The 14,608-nt window shown below is 67.3% G+C and carries 15 protein-coding genes and 1 tRNA gene; 5 read left to right on the top strand and 11 right to left on the bottom strand.

The features are described 5' to 3' along the window. The first annotated feature begins 146 nt into the window (after positions 1–146). Complete coding sequence (gene eda / locus EGM71_RS07975) at positions 147–806, top strand: bifunctional 4-hydroxy-2-oxoglutarate aldolase/2-dehydro-3-deoxy-phosphogluconate aldolase (RefSeq protein ID WP_049400946.1); 660 nt, start codon at positions 147–149, stop codon at positions 804–806. A gap of 291 nt (positions 807–1,097) precedes the next feature. Here the strand turns inward: eda and EGM71_RS07970 are convergent, their stop codons facing one another. The 3 genes from EGM71_RS07970 to ispG form a co-directional block, all read right to left on the bottom strand. Continuing rightward, positions 1,098–1,745 carry a response regulator gene (locus EGM71_RS07970; RefSeq protein ID WP_005416124.1) on the bottom strand — a complete coding sequence of 216 codons (648 nt, stop codon included), beginning with the start codon at positions 1,743–1,745 and terminating at the stop codon, positions 1,098–1,100. A 201-nt stretch (positions 1,746–1,946) separates the two neighbouring features. After that, the gene (locus EGM71_RS07965; protein WP_188488982.1) at positions 1,947–2,696 is read right to left on the bottom strand and encodes a phosphatase PAP2 family protein; all 750 of its coding nucleotides are present in this window, start codon (positions 2,694–2,696) and stop codon (positions 1,947–1,949) included. Continuing rightward, complete coding sequence (gene ispG, locus EGM71_RS07960; protein ID WP_188488980.1) at positions 2,677–3,942, bottom strand: flavodoxin-dependent (E)-4-hydroxy-3-methylbut-2-enyl-diphosphate synthase; 1,266 nt, start codon at positions 3,940–3,942, stop codon at positions 2,677–2,679. Before ispG ends, EGM71_RS07965 begins: the two co-directional genes overlap by 20 nt. A 114-nt stretch (positions 3,943–4,056) precedes the next feature. Here ispG and EGM71_RS07955 point away from each other — a divergent pair, with 114 nt between their 5' ends. Both EGM71_RS07955 and EGM71_RS07950 read left to right on the top strand, forming a co-directional pair. Continuing rightward, complete coding sequence (locus tag EGM71_RS07955; RefSeq protein WP_188488978.1) at positions 4,057–5,283, top strand: ATP-binding protein; 1,227 nt, start codon at positions 4,057–4,059, stop codon at positions 5,281–5,283. Further along, positions 5,280–5,849, top strand: coding sequence for a response regulator transcription factor (locus EGM71_RS07950; protein ID WP_012510702.1), 570 nt, complete (start codon positions 5,280–5,282; stop codon positions 5,847–5,849). The genes EGM71_RS07955 and EGM71_RS07950 overlap by 4 nt, the downstream gene beginning before the upstream one ends. Before the next feature lie 129 nt (positions 5,850–5,978). Here the strand turns inward: EGM71_RS07950 and pgi are convergent, their stop codons facing one another. The 7 genes from pgi to pcnB all read right to left on the bottom strand — a co-directional run bounded on the left by pgi (position 5,979) and on the right by pcnB (position 12,076). After that, the gene (pgi, locus tag EGM71_RS07945; RefSeq protein ID WP_188488976.1) at positions 5,979–7,493 is read right to left on the bottom strand and encodes a glucose-6-phosphate isomerase; all 1,515 of its coding nucleotides are present in this window, start codon (positions 7,491–7,493) and stop codon (positions 5,979–5,981) included. Then, positions 7,490–7,870: an aspartate 1-decarboxylase gene (gene panD, locus EGM71_RS07940; RefSeq protein WP_188488974.1), complete on the bottom strand. Its 381-nt coding sequence runs from the start codon at positions 7,868–7,870 to the stop codon at positions 7,490–7,492. The genes pgi and panD overlap by 4 nt, the downstream gene beginning before the upstream one ends. An 87-nt stretch (positions 7,871–7,957) precedes the next feature. Further along, complete coding sequence (locus EGM71_RS07935) at positions 7,958–8,455, bottom strand: hypothetical protein (protein ID WP_188488972.1); 498 nt, start codon at positions 8,453–8,455, stop codon at positions 7,958–7,960. 66 nt (positions 8,456–8,521) lie between these two features. Next, on the bottom strand, positions 8,522–9,361 hold the full coding sequence (gene panC / locus EGM71_RS07930; RefSeq protein ID WP_188488970.1) for a pantoate--beta-alanine ligase: 840 nt from the start codon (positions 9,359–9,361) through the stop codon (positions 8,522–8,524). Then, positions 9,358–10,173 carry a 3-methyl-2-oxobutanoate hydroxymethyltransferase gene (panB, locus tag EGM71_RS07925; RefSeq protein ID WP_188488968.1) on the bottom strand — a complete coding sequence of 272 codons (816 nt, stop codon included), beginning with the start codon at positions 10,171–10,173 and terminating at the stop codon, positions 9,358–9,360. Before panB ends, panC begins: the two co-directional genes overlap by 4 nt. A gap of 34 nt (positions 10,174–10,207) precedes the next feature. Then, entirely contained in the window at positions 10,208–10,693 is a 486-nt protein-coding gene (gene folK / locus EGM71_RS07920; protein ID WP_188488966.1) for a 2-amino-4-hydroxy-6-hydroxymethyldihydropteridine diphosphokinase, read from the bottom strand. Positions 10,694–10,696: 3 nt separating this feature from the next. Then, positions 10,697–12,076, bottom strand: coding sequence for a polynucleotide adenylyltransferase PcnB (gene pcnB, locus EGM71_RS07915; RefSeq protein ID WP_188488964.1), 1,380 nt, complete (start codon positions 12,074–12,076; stop codon positions 10,697–10,699). A 52-nt stretch (positions 12,077–12,128) separates the two neighbouring features. Here pcnB and EGM71_RS07910 point away from each other — a divergent pair. Then, positions 12,129–12,203: transfer RNA gene (locus EGM71_RS07910), tRNA-Glu, on the top strand. A 448-nt stretch (positions 12,204–12,651) separates the two neighbouring features. Here the strand turns inward: EGM71_RS07910 and EGM71_RS07905 are convergent. Next, on the bottom strand, positions 12,652–14,076 hold the full coding sequence (locus EGM71_RS07905) for a sugar porter family MFS transporter (RefSeq protein WP_188488962.1): 1,425 nt from the start codon (positions 14,074–14,076) through the stop codon (positions 12,652–12,654). Positions 14,077–14,265: 189 nt separating this feature from the next. On the opposite strand from EGM71_RS07905, the gene fdxA reads away from it, so the two are divergent. Continuing rightward, positions 14,266–14,589 carry a ferredoxin FdxA gene (gene fdxA, locus EGM71_RS07900; protein WP_188488960.1) on the top strand — a complete coding sequence of 108 codons (324 nt, stop codon included), beginning with the start codon at positions 14,266–14,268 and terminating at the stop codon, positions 14,587–14,589. The last annotated feature ends 19 nt before the right edge of the window (positions 14,590–14,608 follow it).

Genomic DNA, 14,608 nt, shown 5'->3' with positions numbered 1-14,608 from the left:
CGTCCCTGTAGGCTCATTCGCGCCATCCATGGCGCGAACGGTCCTGGCGACGGCCTGCCCTCCGCCGCATCACACTCTCCGGCGCATCAATGCCGCGAAGTGATCACTGAAAATCAAATTCGAAAGCAAAAGGCAGAAGCAGAGCTATGGGTATCGAACAACATCAGGTGAAGGCGGCGGAGCTGTTGCATGCGGCGGGCATCCTGCCGGTGGTGACGATTCATACGCTGGACCAGGCGCGTGCGGTCAGCGCGGCGCTGCTGGAAGGTGGTTTGCCGGCGATCGAGCTGACGCTGCGCACGCCGGTGGCCATGGAAGCGCTGGCGATGCTCAAGCGCGAGCTGCCGGACGTGGTGGTGGGTGCCGGTACGGTGCTGACGGTGGAGCAGATGCAGCAGTCCATTGATGCGGGTGCGGACTTCCTGGTGACCCCGGGTACGCCGCCGGCGCTGGCCGATGCGCTGGCCGCCGCCCCGCTGCCGGTGGTGCCGGGCGCGGCCACGCCGACCGAGCTGCTGTCGCTGTATGCGCGGGGCTTCCGCGTGTGCAAGCTGTTCCCGGCCACGGCCGTGGGCGGGCTGGCGATGATCAAGGGTCTGGCCGGCCCGGTCGCCGATCTCAAGCTGTGCCCGACCGGCGGCATCACCGAAAACACCGCCGCCGAATACCTCGAGCAGAAGAACGTGGTCTGCATCGGCGGTTCGTGGATGGTGCCGGGCAACTGGATCGCCAACGGCGAATGGGACAAGGTCCGCGCCAGCGCCGCCGACGCCGCGAAGATCATCAAGCGCGTGCGCGGCCACTGAAGCACCACGGGGTCAGAGCCCTTTCCCGCCGGGAAAGGGATCCGACCCCGGGCAACGAGCGCGCAAAGCGCGCGACCCGCTCCTGCTCTTTCTTCTTCATTCCGCGGCGGATGCCACAGGAAACTGTCCAAGGTCGGGCAGGTTGGGTTTGCGGGGTGTGAGCCGCATGGATGCGGCGACCAAGCCCCCATGGATGGGTTCACGGCGTCCCCCGCGAACCCAACCTGCCCGGCCAAGCCACCGATGTCAGCGGAAATACGCCGCGAGGGGCTTCGCCGTTGGCCGAACCCCTTACAGCGGCCGTGCCGGATCCACCAGCCCGTACTGGCTGGCCATGCGCGCCAGCGCGATGTTGTCGTGGATCCCCATCTTCTCGAACAGCCGCGCCTTGTGCGTGTTCACCGTCTTCGCACTCAGGCTCAAGCGCCGCGCAATGTCTTCCTGGCGCAGGCCCTGGGTCAGCAGCAACGCCACTTCCAGCTCGCGCGGCGACAGGCTGTCGAACGGCGAGCCATTGCCTTCCACGGTCGACAAGGCCAGGTTCTGCGCGATGCTGGTGCCCAGGTAGCGACGGCCCATGGCCACATCGCGCACCGCGCGCAGCAGCTCCTGCGCATCGCAACCCTTGCCGATGTAACCGGCAGCCCCGGCTTCCAGCAAGCGCTTCGGCAGCGGCCCGTCCTCCAGCACCGACACGATCACCACGCGGGTGTTGCGGTGACTGCGGACGATGCGCTCGGTCACTTCCATGCCACTGACACCGGGCAGGTGCAGGTCGCACAGCACCACGTCCGGCAGCAGCTGGCGGACATCGCGCAGCGCGTCTTCACCGGTCTCGGCTTCGCCCACCACCTCGATGTCGGTCTCCCCCGACAGGATCATTTTCATCCCGGTGCGGACCAGCGCGTGGTCATCCACCAGGTAGACTCGAATCGTCATTCACGTACCTCTTCGCATGCGGCCATTGCAGGTCAAGCTAGGCAGGGCGCCGATACCCCTGCAAGCGCGTTCGAGATGCGACCCAGGCGTTCTGCCTTGCGCATCACAGTACCGCGCGTTGTGCTTGCCCCCTGTCTTGCAGAACCTGCTGCAACGAAACAACTGATCTATTACGTAGACGCCCCGGAGGGGCCATCCACGTCAATCCCCCTGTGGTGATGCTTCGCTGGCCGTCGCTGGCGGCGAATCGTGACGTCGCCAAGGATGCCGGCGACTGAACATGACCAGATAGCACCCTACCACCCAAACCAGCGCGGCACACCATCCGGCCAGGATGTCCGAGGGGTAATGCACCCCCAGATAGACCCGGGAAACGCTGACCAGCAGGCTGAACGAGGGCGCCAGCAGCAGCACCGGCCAGCGCCAGCGGGTGTTCCAGGCCAGCAGCACCAGGGTCACGGCCAGGGTCATCGAGCCCATCGCGTGGCCGCTGGGAAAGCTGAACGTCGATTCTGGCGCGATCGATTCCCACAGGCTGGGGCGCTGGCGCTGGAAGAAGTGCTTGCTGCCCATGTTCAGCAACGCCGAGCCGACGAAGCTGACCGCCACGAACGTAGCCTCGCGCCAACGCCGGTAACCCAGCAGCATGCCGATGATCAGCACGTCGGCCGGAATCAGGAACCATTCGTAGCCCAGTTTTGAGATGAGCACGAAGAAGCGGTCCAGCAGCGGCGAATGCAGACCATGCATCTGCCACAGCAGGGGGGCATCGAAATGGAACGATTCAAACTCGTGCACTTCGTCGGCCAGGGCGACGAAACCCGCCAGCGGCAGCAGTACACCGCCGAACAGCAGAACCAGGCGCCAGGCGTTGCGTGCCATCCAGTGTCGGAAACCGGAGGCGGACTCCGGCGCAGCAAGGATCGCGGGCTTATCCGGCGCTTCGGACATATTTGTGTTCGACGTAGTCGTCGATCAGGGCGACGAACTCCTGGGCGATGTTGTCGCCGCGCAGGGTCACCTTCTTCTCGCCATCGACGAACACCGGTGCCGCAGGCGTTTCACCCGTGCCCGGCAGCGAGATGCCGATGTTGGCATGACGCGACTCACCCGGTCCGTTGACGATGCAGCCCATCACCGCCAGGGTCATGTTCTCCGCGCCGGGATGGTGGATCTTCCACAGCGGCATCTTCTCGCGCACGTGGTTCTGCACCACTTTGGCCAGCTCCTGGAAGAACTCGGAGGTGGTGCGGCCGCAGCCCGGGCAGGCCGTGACCAGCGGCGTGAAGGCGCGCTGGCCGGTGGTCTGCAGCAGTTCCTGGGCGACGATCACTTCCTGCGTACGCGACTGGCCCGGTTCCGGGGTCAGCGAGATGCGGATGGTGTCACCGATGCCTTCCTGCAGCAGCACGCTCAGTGCTGCCGACGAGGCGACGATGCCCTTGCTGCCGATACCGGCTTCGGTCAGGCCCAGGTGCAGGGCGAAGTCGGAGCGCTGGGCCAGGTCGCGGTACACCGCGATCAGTTCCTGCACGCCGCTGACCTTGGCTGACAGCACGATGCGATCGCGCGGCAGGCCGAGTTCCACCGCCTGCTCGGCCGAATCCAGCGCCGAACGGATCAGCGCCTCGCGCAGCACGCGGCCGGCGTCCCAGGGCTGCTCGCGATGGTTGTTCTCGTCCATCAGCCTGGCCGCCAAGGCCTGGTCCAGCGAGCCCCAGTTGGCACCGATGCGCACCGGCTTGTTGTAGCGGATCGCGAACTCGATCAACTGGGCGAACTGCAGGTCCTTCTTCTTGCCGAAGCCGACGTTGCCCGGGTTGATGCGGTACTTGGCCAGTGCTTCGGCACACGCCGGTTCGGCGGTGAGCAACTGGTGGCCGTTGTAATGGAAATCACCGATCAGCGGCACGTCGATGCCCATCATCGCCAGCTTGTCGACGATGCGCGGGATCGCGGCAGCGGCTTCCACGGTGTTGACGGTCAACCGCACCATTTCCGAACCGGCACGCCACAACTCGGCCACCTGCTTCACGCTGGAGGCCACGTCGGAGGTATCGGTGTTGGTCATCGACTGCACCACCACCGGCTTGCCTCCGCCTACGGTGACCCCGCCGATCTGGACGGCATGGGTCTGGCGACGGGGCCAGGCGGTGGCATCGGATGGGGGAGTCGGGCGGGTGACGGCGTCGTGCATGCGGGCATTCTAGCGCCCGGCCCCGCATTCCGGGTGACTCGCATTCAGCCGGCGGCACGGCTGCGGCCGATTGTCGCAGGCATGTGCACGCGTGAACGCATACGATGAGCGTGAATGACCGGTCCCGACGCCCCGTTTCTCCGCACCCTGTGCAGCCTGCGCTGGCTTGCCGTAGGCGGCCAGGCCGCCACCATCCTGGTCGCCACCTGGGTGCTGGGCCTGCCATTGCCGCAGCTGCCGCTGTGGGCAGGCGTGGCGGTGCTGACCCTGTTCAACGTCTATACCCAGCTGCGCCCGGAAGCGGCCGACACCGCGCCGCTGACCGCATTCGGCCACATCCTGGTGGACGTGATCATCCTGACCTGGATGGTCGGCTGGAGCGGTGGCATGGCCAACCCGTTCAGTTCACTGTTCCTGATCCTGATCGCACTGGCCGCGTTCGCCCTGCCCCTGCGCTGGGCGCTGGCGGTCGCGCTGGCCTGCCTGCTCGGCTACGCCGCCAGCGGCATCTTCGGGCAATCGCTGCCGGACGGCTATTTCCGCGCGCAGGACCTCAATCGCTGGGGCGTGGTCGCCAACTTCCTGATTTCCGCTGCGGTGGTGCTGGCCTTCTCCACCCGCCTGGCACTGGCGCTGCGGGAGCGCGAACTGGAACTGTCGGCACTGCGCGAGCGCTTCGCCCGCAACGAGGGCATCGTCGCCCTGGCCACCCATGCCGCCTCGGTCGCGCATGAATTGAACACACCGCTGGCGACCATGACCCTGCTTGCCGACGATGTCGCCGAGCGCAGCGAAGAGCCTGAAGTGCGCGAGGACATGGAAACCCTGCGCGAGCTGCTGGTGCAGTGCCGGGAGCGCGTACTGGCGCTGGCCGCACCGGCCTCGGCCGACGCGCCCGGCCGCAGCCATTCCAGCGCCCAGCAGGTGCTGGAGCAGTGGCGCCTGGTACGGCCGACCATCGACCTGCACCGCAACGACGATGCACCGCTGCGGCTGCCACTCGACCCGGGCGTGGGCCATCTGCTGATGGTCCTGCTCAACAATGCCGCCGATGCCGGCGAGAAGGCCGGCCGGCCGCGCGTGGACCTGGACCTGCGCATCGAAGGCGATGACCTGATCGGCGAAGTACGCGACTACGGCCATGGCTTCGACGCCCGTGCCGCCGTGCTGCCGGGCAAGCTGTTCGGCAGCAGCAAGAGCGAGGGCATGGGCGTCGGCCTGGCCCTGTCCCATGCCACCATCGAACGCCTCGACGGCGAAATGTGGATGCGCCCGGCCCAGGGGGCCGGCAGCCGCGTCGGCTTCCGCCTGCCGCTGGCCCCACGCGAGGACACCCCATGAGCCTTCACCACTCCACCCTGGGCCTGCTGGTCGACGACGACGAGCTGTACCTGCGCACCCTGCAGCGCAGCCTGGCCCGCAAAGGCCTGGAAACGCAGACCGCACAGGATGCCGCCAGCGCACTGGCGCTGGCCCGCCAGCATCCCCCGGCGTTCGCACTGATCGACCTGAAGCTGGGCAGCGATTCCGGCCTGGCGCTGATCCAGCCGCTGCGCGCGCTGCGCGCGGACATGCGCATCCTGCTGGTGACCGGCTACGCCAGCATCGCCACCGCAGTGGAGGCGATCAAACTGGGGGCGGATGATTACCTGCCGAAGCCGGCCACGGTGCCGATGATCCTGCGCGCCCTCGGCGAGGAAGACGACGGCCCGGCCGACGATGGCGAAATGGAAGTGCCGGACGCGATGACGCCGATCAGCCGCCTGCAATGGGAACACATCCAGCAGGCGATGCACGAAACCGGCGGGAATGTTTCGGCGGCCGCGCGCCTGCTCGGCATGCACCGGCGCTCGCTGCAGCGCAAGCTGGCCAAGCGGCCCAGCCCGGAGCGCGACCCGAGCCGGTGACGCGGTAGTGCCGGCCGCTGGCCGGCAACCTCATGAACGGTGAAGGCATCGCCAGGATGCCGGCCAGCGGCCGGCACTACCAGAAGGCAGGACCACCGGTAGTGCCGGCCGCTGGCCGGCACCCGAACCTCAGCCCTTCAGCTGTGCCAGGATCTCGCGGGTCATCGGATCGGCAATCGCCACGTCCTCGCCCTGCAGCGCCGGCAGCAGGCCACTGGCCAGCTGCTTGCCCAGCTCGACACCAAACTGGTCGAACGCGTTGATGTTCCAGATCACCGACTGCACGTACACGGCGTGTTCGTACATGGCGATCAGCGCACCCAGCGCCTGCGGGGTCAGCGCGTCGAGCAGGATCAGCGTGCTCGGGCGGCCGCCCGGGTAATCACGGTGCGGGTCCTCGCTGCTCTGGCCATTGGCCAGCGCTTCGGTCTGCGCCAGCAGGTTGGCCAGCAGTGCCTGGTGATTGATCGTGTACGGATCGTCGTTGTGCACGCAGCCGATGAAATCGGCCGGAATGATGCTGGTGCCCTGGTGCAGCGCCTGGAAGAAGCTGTGCTGCACGTCGGTGCCTGCCCCGCCCCACCATACCGGCACGGTGTCGGTGGTGACCGGCTGGCCGTCACGCTGCACGCGCTTGCCCAGGCTTTCCATCACCAGCTGCTGCAGGTAGGCCGGCAGCAGCGCCAGGCGCTGGTCATAGGTCATCACCGCGTGCGTGGCATGGCCCAGCAGGTTGCGGTTCCAGATATCGGTCAGGCCGTGCAGCACCGGCAGGTTGCGCTCCAGCGGTGCATCCAGCGCATGCGCATCCATCTGCGCCGCGCCTTCCAGCAGCTGCTCAAAGCGCTCGAAGCCGATCGCCAGCGCGATCGGGAAACCGACCGCCGACCACAGCGAATAACGGCCACCGACCCAGTCCCACATCGGCAGCACGCGATCGGCGGCGATCGCGAAGGCCTTGGCGGCGCGTTCGGGATTGGCGCTGACCGCGTACAGGCGCTCGCTGCCGCCCAGCCAGTCGTGCAGGATCTGGCCGTTGAGCAGGGTTTCCTGCGTGCCGAAGGTCTTGGAAATGAGGATGCCGGCGGTCTTCGCCGGATCCAGCGTGGCCAGCGTGCGCTGCATGGCGGCGCCGTCCACGTTCGACACGAAATGCACGCGCAGGCGCGCACCGGTGATCGGGCGCAGCGCATCGGCGACCAGGCGCGGACCGAGGTCGGAACCACCGATGCCGACGCTGACCACATCGGTCACGCCGCTGTCTTCCAGCGCGCGCACCAGCACGCCCATGCGCTGGCGGATGTCGCGTGCGGTGGCATAGGCCTCCGCCGCCACCGGCGCATCGACCACGTCGCCACGCAGCGCGGTATGCAGCGCCGCGCGGCCTTCGGTCAGATTGACCTGCTCGCCGCGGAACAGGCGGGTGATGGCACCGCCGACATCACGGTCGGCAGCCAGCGCCAGCAACGCCTGCAGCGCCGCAGCATCGTATTTCTGCCGGGCTAAGTTGACGTACAACGGACCGACCCGCAGCGCCAGATCCTGGACGCGGCCGGGTTCGGCGGCGAGCAGGCTGGGAATGCTTGCGCCCTTCAGGCGCTGGGCGTGGGAATGCAGCGAGTCGAATCCGTTGTTCGTTGTCATGCGGCCTGGGTCGGGATCGTGTCGTTGGTGTGGGTGATCTGGTTCTTGCCATCAACGTACACCAGCTTCGGCCTGAAGCTATCGGCTTCCTGCTCGGTCATGCTGGCGAACGCGGCGATGATGATGATGTCACCGACCTGCACGTGACGCGCAGCGCCACCGTTGAGCGAGACGACGCCGCTGCCGGCTTCGGCGCGGATGGCGTAGGTTGAGAAGCGCGCACCGTTGGTCACGTCCCAGATGTGCACCTGCTCGAACTCGCGGATGCCGGTGGCAGCCAGCAGGTTGTCATCGATGGCGATCGAGCCTTCGTAGTTCAGCTCGGAATGGGTGACGGTGGCGCGGTGGATCTTGGTCTTGAGCAGGGACAGGTGCATGGGGGCGCTGCAACGGCAAAGGAAAGAGCGGATTCTAGCACCCGCTTGGCCGTCGTCAGGGGGCTGCGGCAGGACGCTGAAGGCTGTTCAGGCCCCCTCCCCCGGTGGCGGCGTCGCGGCATGCCCGGAACTGCCCTCCAGAGACAGCCGGAACACCGTATGGAAGGCCAGCCCGGCGACCAGGCCGAAGCCACCCGCGGCCAGCACCTGCAGGGCATAGCTGATCACGTCGAAGGTGTCGACATAGCGCAGGCGCTGCAGCAGCGGACCGTTGTCCGCGCCCGGCCAGGCGCAGGCGGCCATGGCCAGCGCGCCCAGCCCGAAGCCGACCAGTACGAATCCGGCCCGGCGCAGGCGCTGCTGAGACTGAAGGATCAGCGCCATCGGCAGCAACACCGCGATGGCATTGCAGACGGCCAGCACGAACATCAGCCCACCACCTGTAAGCGCAGGCATCGGCGTACGCCTGAATTCAAGCGCGAACAACAGGCCGCCAAACAGCTGGGCCGGCAGCATGCCTGCCGCCAACACCGCCAGGATAGAGGCCTGGGCAAGACGGCCGGTATCAGTGCTGGGGGTTTTCATTTCCGGTCTCCCGTCCGTGGGAAGTGGAGAGGCGCCCGTTGCGGGCGCCCCCAAGCCGCACGCGGCTCAGAACTCCAGGTTGTCGATCAAGCGGGTGGTGCCCAGGCGTGCGGCGATCAGCGCCACGCGGCCACCGCCGTCGAAGGTCGGCTCGGCCAGTTCCGGAGTGCGCAGCACGGCGTAGTCGACCTGGAAACCGGCCGCCTGCAATGCCGCCGTGGCGTCGGCCTCGATGCGCTCGCGCGCCTGCCCCGCGACGTAGCCCTCGCGCATCCCCATCAGGGTGCGGTGGATGGTGGTCGCGACCGGGCGCTGTTCGGCGCTCAGGTACTGGTTGCGCGAACTCTTGGCCAGGCCATCCTCGTCCCGCACGATCTCCGCACCGACGATCTGGATCGGGAACGACAGCTCGGCCACCATCTGCTTGATCACGGCAAGCTGCTGGTAGTCCTTGCGGCCGAACACGGCCACGTCCGGCTGCACCTGCAGGAACAGGCGCGCCACCACCGTGCACACGCCATCGAAGTGTCCCGGACGGCTGGCGCCTTCCAGCACTTCACTCACGCCCGGCGCGTGCATGCGCGTGGTCTTGTCCACGCCCAGCGGGTACATCGCCTCGACGCTGGGCAGCCACACCGCATCGCAGCCGGCCTGCTCCAGCCCGGCCACGTCGGCCTCGGGCGTGCGCGGGTAGCGGTTGAAGTCTTCATTCGGCCCGAACTGGGTCGGGTTGACGAAGATGCTCGCCACCACCTTGTCGGCATACTGGCGGGCCAGGGTCACCAGCGAATGGTGGCCACCATGCAGGTTGCCCATGGTCGGCACCAGCGCCACGCGCAGGCCCTCGCGCTTCCACTGGGCGATCTGCTCGCGCAGCGCGCCGAGCTCGTTGAAGGTCTGGATCATTGGGCGTAGGCGTGCTGTTCGTCGGGGAAGCTGCCGTCGCGCACGGCGTCGGCATAGGCGCGGGTGGCACCGGCCACCGAACCACCTTCGGCAAGGAAATCCTTGACGAACTTGGGACGGCGATGGCCACTGTCCAGGCCGAGGAAATCGTGCAGCACCAGCACCTGGCCGTCGCACTGCGGGCCAGCACCGATGCCGATGGTCGGCACCGCCACTGCAGCGGTCACCTCGGCGGCGACCGGGGTCGGCACGCATTCGAGCACCATGATGCTGGCGCCCGCGGCAGTCACGGCCTTGGCATCCTCCACCAGCTGGCGTGCAGCATCGCCGCGGCCCTGGATCTTGAAGCCGCCCAGGCGCAGCACCGACTGCGGGGTCAGGCCCAGGTGCGCGCAGACCGGAATCTCGCGTTCGACCAGGTAGCGGATGATGTCGACCTTGAAGCCGGCGCCTTCGATCTTGACCATCTCGGCACCGGCCTGCAGCAGCTGCAGCGATGCATCCAGCGCGCGCTCCGGGGTGGCATCGGCGCCGAACGGCAGGTCGGCCACCAGCAGCGCACGCTGCAGCACGCGGGCCACGGCGCGGGTGTGGTAAACCATGTCGGCCACGGTCACCGGCAGGGTCGAATCATGGCCCTGCACGACCATGCCCAGCGAATCGCCGATCAGGATCAGGTCAATGCCATTTGCGTCGAAAGTGCGGGCAAAGCCAGCGTCGTAGGCGGTCAACATGACCAGCTTCTGGCCATTGCGCTTGGCCTCGGCCAGGGCGGGAACGGTCCAGGGCTTGCTGTCTGCGTGGGTGCTCATGTGCTGATAACCGGGGGAGATAACCCGGGCATTATCACCCTATCGGCGCAATCCCGCAGGCATCCACCCGCATCACTGCATCCCGCACGCTGCCATGGCCAGGAATGGCCAGATCCGGCGCGATTTCGGCCAGCGGCACCAACACGAAGGCACGCTCGTGCAGGTAAGGATGCGGTACCTGCAGGCCTGGTCGATCGAGTACCTGCGCGCCATACAGCAGCAGGTCCAGGTCCAGCGCGCGCGGCCCCCAGTGCATCGCCGGATCGCGCACGCGGCCAAAACCCTGCTCCAGTGCCAGCATCGCCTGCAGCAGCTCATCGGCCGGCAGCGTGGTTTCGACCGAGGCCACCGCATTGACGAACGGCGGCTGGTCTTCATTACCCCAGGCCGGCGTTGCATAAAGCCGCGAGGCCTGGCGCAGGCGGGTCCCGGGCAGGCCGTCCAGCGCGGCAATCGCCGCGCTGACGGTGGCGGCCGCGTCACCAAGGTTGGCGCCGAGGCCGATCCAGGCAAGGGTCATCGCTTACTCGCCCGCTGCACCGGCCGTGGCGCCCGGACGGCGACGGCGACGGCGACGCTTGCGCGGCGCCCCGCTCTCGTCATCGCCATCTTCGCTGTGCATCGCATCCAGCGACGACTCCAGCTCACGGCCGGACTGCGCCTGTGCTTCGCGCCAGAACTCGACATCGGCAGCGTGCTCGGACGAAGCCACCTGGCGCAGGCTGAGGAAATCGAACGCGGCACGGAAGCGCGGATGGGTCAGGGTACGGAACACGCGCTTGCGCTGGCGCGAGCTGAAGCGCGACTGCAGCAGCCAGATTTCCTGCATCGGCAACGAGAAGCGGCGCGGCAGCGCGATGGTGCTGAGCTGCTGCACGGTGACGCGGTCGGCGGCACGGCGCTGCGCCTCTTCCGGTGCCACGCCCTGCTTGAGCAGGGTCGCCTGTGCGCGGCAGAAGGCCGGCCACAGCAGCAGCGCGAACAGGAACGCCGGCGAGACCGGTTCGTCGTTGGCCACGCGTGCATCGGTATTGGCCAGGCCCTCGACCAGCATGCGGCGCAGCGCGCCGGTGCGGTTGGACTTCAGCGCCTTGGCGCTCTCCGGGAACAGTACGTCGAGCAGGCCGTAACGCTCCAGGCCTTCGAAGCTGGCCACGCCGTGCCCGGACAGGAACAGCTTGAGCACTTCCTCGAACAGGCGCGCCGGTGCGGCTTCGTTGAGCAGGCCGGCCAGGTGCGGGATCGGCGCGGCGGTGCCCTCTTCGATCTGGAAGCCGAGCTTGGCCGCCAGGCGCACCGCACGCAGCATGCGCACCGGGTCTTCCCGGTAACGCTGCTCGGGATCGCCGATGAGCTTCATCAGGCGCGCCTGCACGTCTTCGAAGCCGCCGGTGTAGTCGCGCACCGAGAAGTCCTCGATGGCGTAGTACAGGGCGTTGCAGGTGAAGTCGCGGCGAACGGCGTCGTCTTCGATGGTGCCGTACACGTTGTCGCGCACGAGCATGCCGTTTTCCATCTCGCGGTCGCCGCTGCCGTCATCGCTGTTGGCACGGAAGGTGGCGACTTCGATGATCTCGCGGCCGAACACCACATGGGCGAGACGGAACCGGCGGCCGATCAGGCGGCAGTTGCGGAACAGCTGCTTGACCTGTTCGGGCGTGGCGTCGGTGGCCACGTCGAAATCCTTGGGTTGGCCATTGACCAGCAGATCGCGCACCGCGCCGCCGACAAGGTAGGCGCCGAAGCCGGCATCGCGCAGGCGATAAAGCACGCGCAGGGCGTTCGGGCTGATGTCCTTGCGGGAGATCGTGTGCTGGTCGCGCGGGATGACGCGCAGGCTGAACGGTGATGTAGCAGAGGAAATGATGTTGGCGCTTCCGGTTGAAGTTTCGGGATTGCCCAATGGCATCGAGGTGCATATACTAGCGCTCCTGCCTCGGCAGCGACACAGTTACGCTCCCTTCGTCTAGTGGTTAGGACGTGGCCCTCTCAAGGCTAAAACAGGGGTTCGAGTCCCCTAGGGAGCGCCAGTCGCCGCAGCAGGAACCGAAAAAGCCCGCCTCGTGCGGGCTTTTCTGTTTTCCGGGGTTGTGATGGCGTCGGTCGACTTGGTCGCATTGGCGTCTCCCTGCAATCGGCTTGAGCCGGTGGGGTCACCCAGGGCAGGACACGCCGTGAACCCATCCATGGGGGCTCGATGGCGCCATCCATGGCGCCAACGGTCCCGCCCTGGGTGACCCCACCGACTCTGGACGGTTTCCCGCGAGCGTCGGCAACAACCGACCAGCGCTTCGCCGCGTCCGCACGCACCATGAAACTGTCCGAATGGGGCAGACCGCCCTCTCCAGGACCGTTGGCGCCATGGATGGCGCCATCGAGCACCATGGATGGGCTTCTGCGTGTCCTGGAGAGGGCGGTCTGCCCCCTCACACCCGGGACAACCAAGCGCCAACGGGATGCAACCGAAGCCAGACAACGTCAGCCTTCCATCTGCTCCAGCTCCTTGCCCTTGGTCTCACGCACGCAGCGGACCACGAAGAAGATCGAGAGGATCGCGGCGACCGCGTAGATGCCATAGGCGCCAGCCAGGCCGATGCCGGCCAGCAGCATCGGGAAGGTCACGGTGATCGCGAAGTTCGAGGTCCACTGCGCGGCCCCCGCCACGGCCAGCGCCGGGCCGCGGATCTGGTTGGGGAACATCTCGCCCAGCATCACCCACATCACCGGGCCCCAGGACATGTTGAAGAACACCACGTAGACGTTGGCCGCCACCAGCGCCAGCCGGCCCATGCCATCGGACAGCTGCAGGCGCCCATCGACCAGGCTGCCACTGGCGAACGCCACCACCATCAGCACCAGCGCCACCGACATGCCGACCGAGCCGATCCACAGCAGCGGCTTGCGACCGATGCGGTCGATCAGCAGTACCGTCAGCAGGCAGGCACCGATGCTCAGGGCGCCGGACAACACGTTGATCAGCAGCGCGTCGCTTTCCGAGAAGCCCACCGCCTGCCACAGCACCGCGCCGTAGTAGAACACCACATTGATGCCGACCAGCTGCTGGAACATGGCCAGGCCGATGCCCACCCAGAGGATCGGGCGCAGCTTGCCGGTGACCTTGTCGCGCAGATCACTGAAGCGCGGCTTGTGCTGGTCCTGGGCCAGGCTGGCCTCGATCTCGGCCTGCTTGGCCGTGGCAGCGACCTCGCCATACAGCCGCGACAGCACCGCCCTCGCCTGCGCCTGGCGGCCCTTCAGCACCAGGAAACGCGGGCTTTCCGGGATCACCAGCAACAGCAGCAGGAACAACCCCGACGGCAGCGCCTGCATCCAGAACATCCAGCGCCAGGCCTCATGGCCCAGCCACAAGGGCTCGGTCGAGGCGCCGGCGGCGCGGGCCAGCAGGTAATTGCTGAGGAAGGCCGCGAACAGGCCGCAGATGATCGCCATCTGCTGCACCGTGGCCAGGCGGCCGCGATAGCGCGCCGAGGCGACTTCGGCGATGTAGGCCGGCGACATCACGCTGGCCGCCCCCACCGCAAAGCCGCCCAGCACGCGGGCCGCGATGAACAGCCAGGACGCGTGGGCCGCCCCGGCGCCCAGCGCCGAAACCAGGAACATCAGCGCGGACACGATCAGGACACCACGTCGCCCCAGGCGGTCGCCCAACCAGCCGGCCAGGAATGCACCGATCGCGCAGCCCAGCAGCATCGAGGCGACTTCGAAACCCAGCGCCGCCTCGCTGGAGTTGAAGGCCTGGCGCAGGCCATCGACCGTGCCATTGATGACACCACTGTCGAAACCGAACAGGAATCCACCGAGCGTGGCCACGCAACTGATCAGGACGATGAACGCCGTGTTTTCACCACCGTGGGAGGCGGTGCCGGACTGGGCTTGGGACATGGACGATCCTGCTGGGAAGGGAGTCCGGCCACGGGGACCGGTTGCCGCGCAGCGTCGCACAGGCCTTGCCGTGCCGCCAATGACCGCCACCGCCGCGCCTGCCAGACGCCCGTTTTCCGTCCCGCGCCGACACCGGGGGCCAACCTGTTCTAGAATTAGCGGGTTCAGGAATCGATCCACCCCCAGCCCATGCCCTTTGTCGTCACCGAAAACTGCATCAAGTGCAAACACACCGATTGCGTGGAAGTGTGCCCCGTGGATTGCTTCCACGAAGGCCCCAACTTCCTGGTGATCGACCCGGATGAGTGCATCGACTGCACCCTCTGCGAGCCGGAGTGCCCGGTCAATGCGATCTTCCCGGAGGACGATGTTCCCGCCGGCCAGGAAGGCTTCGTCGCCCTCAACGCCGAGCTGACGAAGGAGTGGCCGGTGCTGACCGTGCGCAAGGACCCGCCCGCCGACGCCGGCGAATGGGACGGCAAGCCGGACAAGCTGAAGCTGCTGGAGCGCTGAGAAGCGCCTGGAGTGGCAA

This window comes from Stenotrophomonas maltophilia (genome assembly GCF_006970445.1).
Classification (GTDB): Bacteria; Pseudomonadota; Gammaproteobacteria; order Xanthomonadales; family Xanthomonadaceae; genus Stenotrophomonas; species Stenotrophomonas maltophilia_AU.
This window is presented reverse-complemented; position numbering and strand designations above follow the sequence as displayed.

Coding starts and splice junctions, on each gene's coding strand:
- eda (WP_049400946.1), top strand. CDS start 147: ATGGGTATCGAACAACATCAGGTGAAGGCGGCGGAGCTGTTGCATGCG.
- EGM71_RS07970 (WP_005416124.1), bottom strand. CDS start 1,745: ATGACGATTCGAGTCTACCTGGTGGATGACCACGCGCTGGTCCGCACC.
- EGM71_RS07965 (WP_188488982.1), bottom strand. CDS start 2,696: ATGTCCGAAGCGCCGGATAAGCCCGCGATCCTTGCTGCGCCGGAGTCC.
- ispG (WP_188488980.1), bottom strand. CDS start 3,942: ATGCACGACGCCGTCACCCGCCCGACTCCCCCATCCGATGCCACCGCC.
- EGM71_RS07955 (WP_188488978.1), top strand. CDS start 4,057: ATGACCGGTCCCGACGCCCCGTTTCTCCGCACCCTGTGCAGCCTGCGC.
- EGM71_RS07950 (WP_012510702.1), top strand. CDS start 5,280: ATGAGCCTTCACCACTCCACCCTGGGCCTGCTGGTCGACGACGACGAG.
- pgi (WP_188488976.1), bottom strand. CDS start 7,493: ATGACAACGAACAACGGATTCGACTCGCTGCATTCCCACGCCCAGCGC.
- panD (WP_188488974.1), bottom strand. CDS start 7,870: ATGCACCTGTCCCTGCTCAAGACCAAGATCCACCGCGCCACCGTCACC.
- EGM71_RS07935 (WP_188488972.1), bottom strand. CDS start 8,455: ATGAAAACCCCCAGCACTGATACCGGCCGTCTTGCCCAGGCCTCTATC.
- panC (WP_188488970.1), bottom strand. CDS start 9,361: ATGATCCAGACCTTCAACGAGCTCGGCGCGCTGCGCGAGCAGATCGCC.
- panB (WP_188488968.1), bottom strand. CDS start 10,173: ATGAGCACCCACGCAGACAGCAAGCCCTGGACCGTTCCCGCCCTGGCC.
- folK (WP_188488966.1), bottom strand. CDS start 10,693: ATGACCCTTGCCTGGATCGGCCTCGGCGCCAACCTTGGTGACGCGGCC.
- EGM71_RS07905 (WP_188488962.1), bottom strand. CDS start 14,076: ATGTCCCAAGCCCAGTCCGGCACCGCCTCCCACGGTGGTGAAAACACG.
- fdxA (WP_188488960.1), top strand. CDS start 14,266: ATGCCCTTTGTCGTCACCGAAAACTGCATCAAGTGCAAACACACCGAT.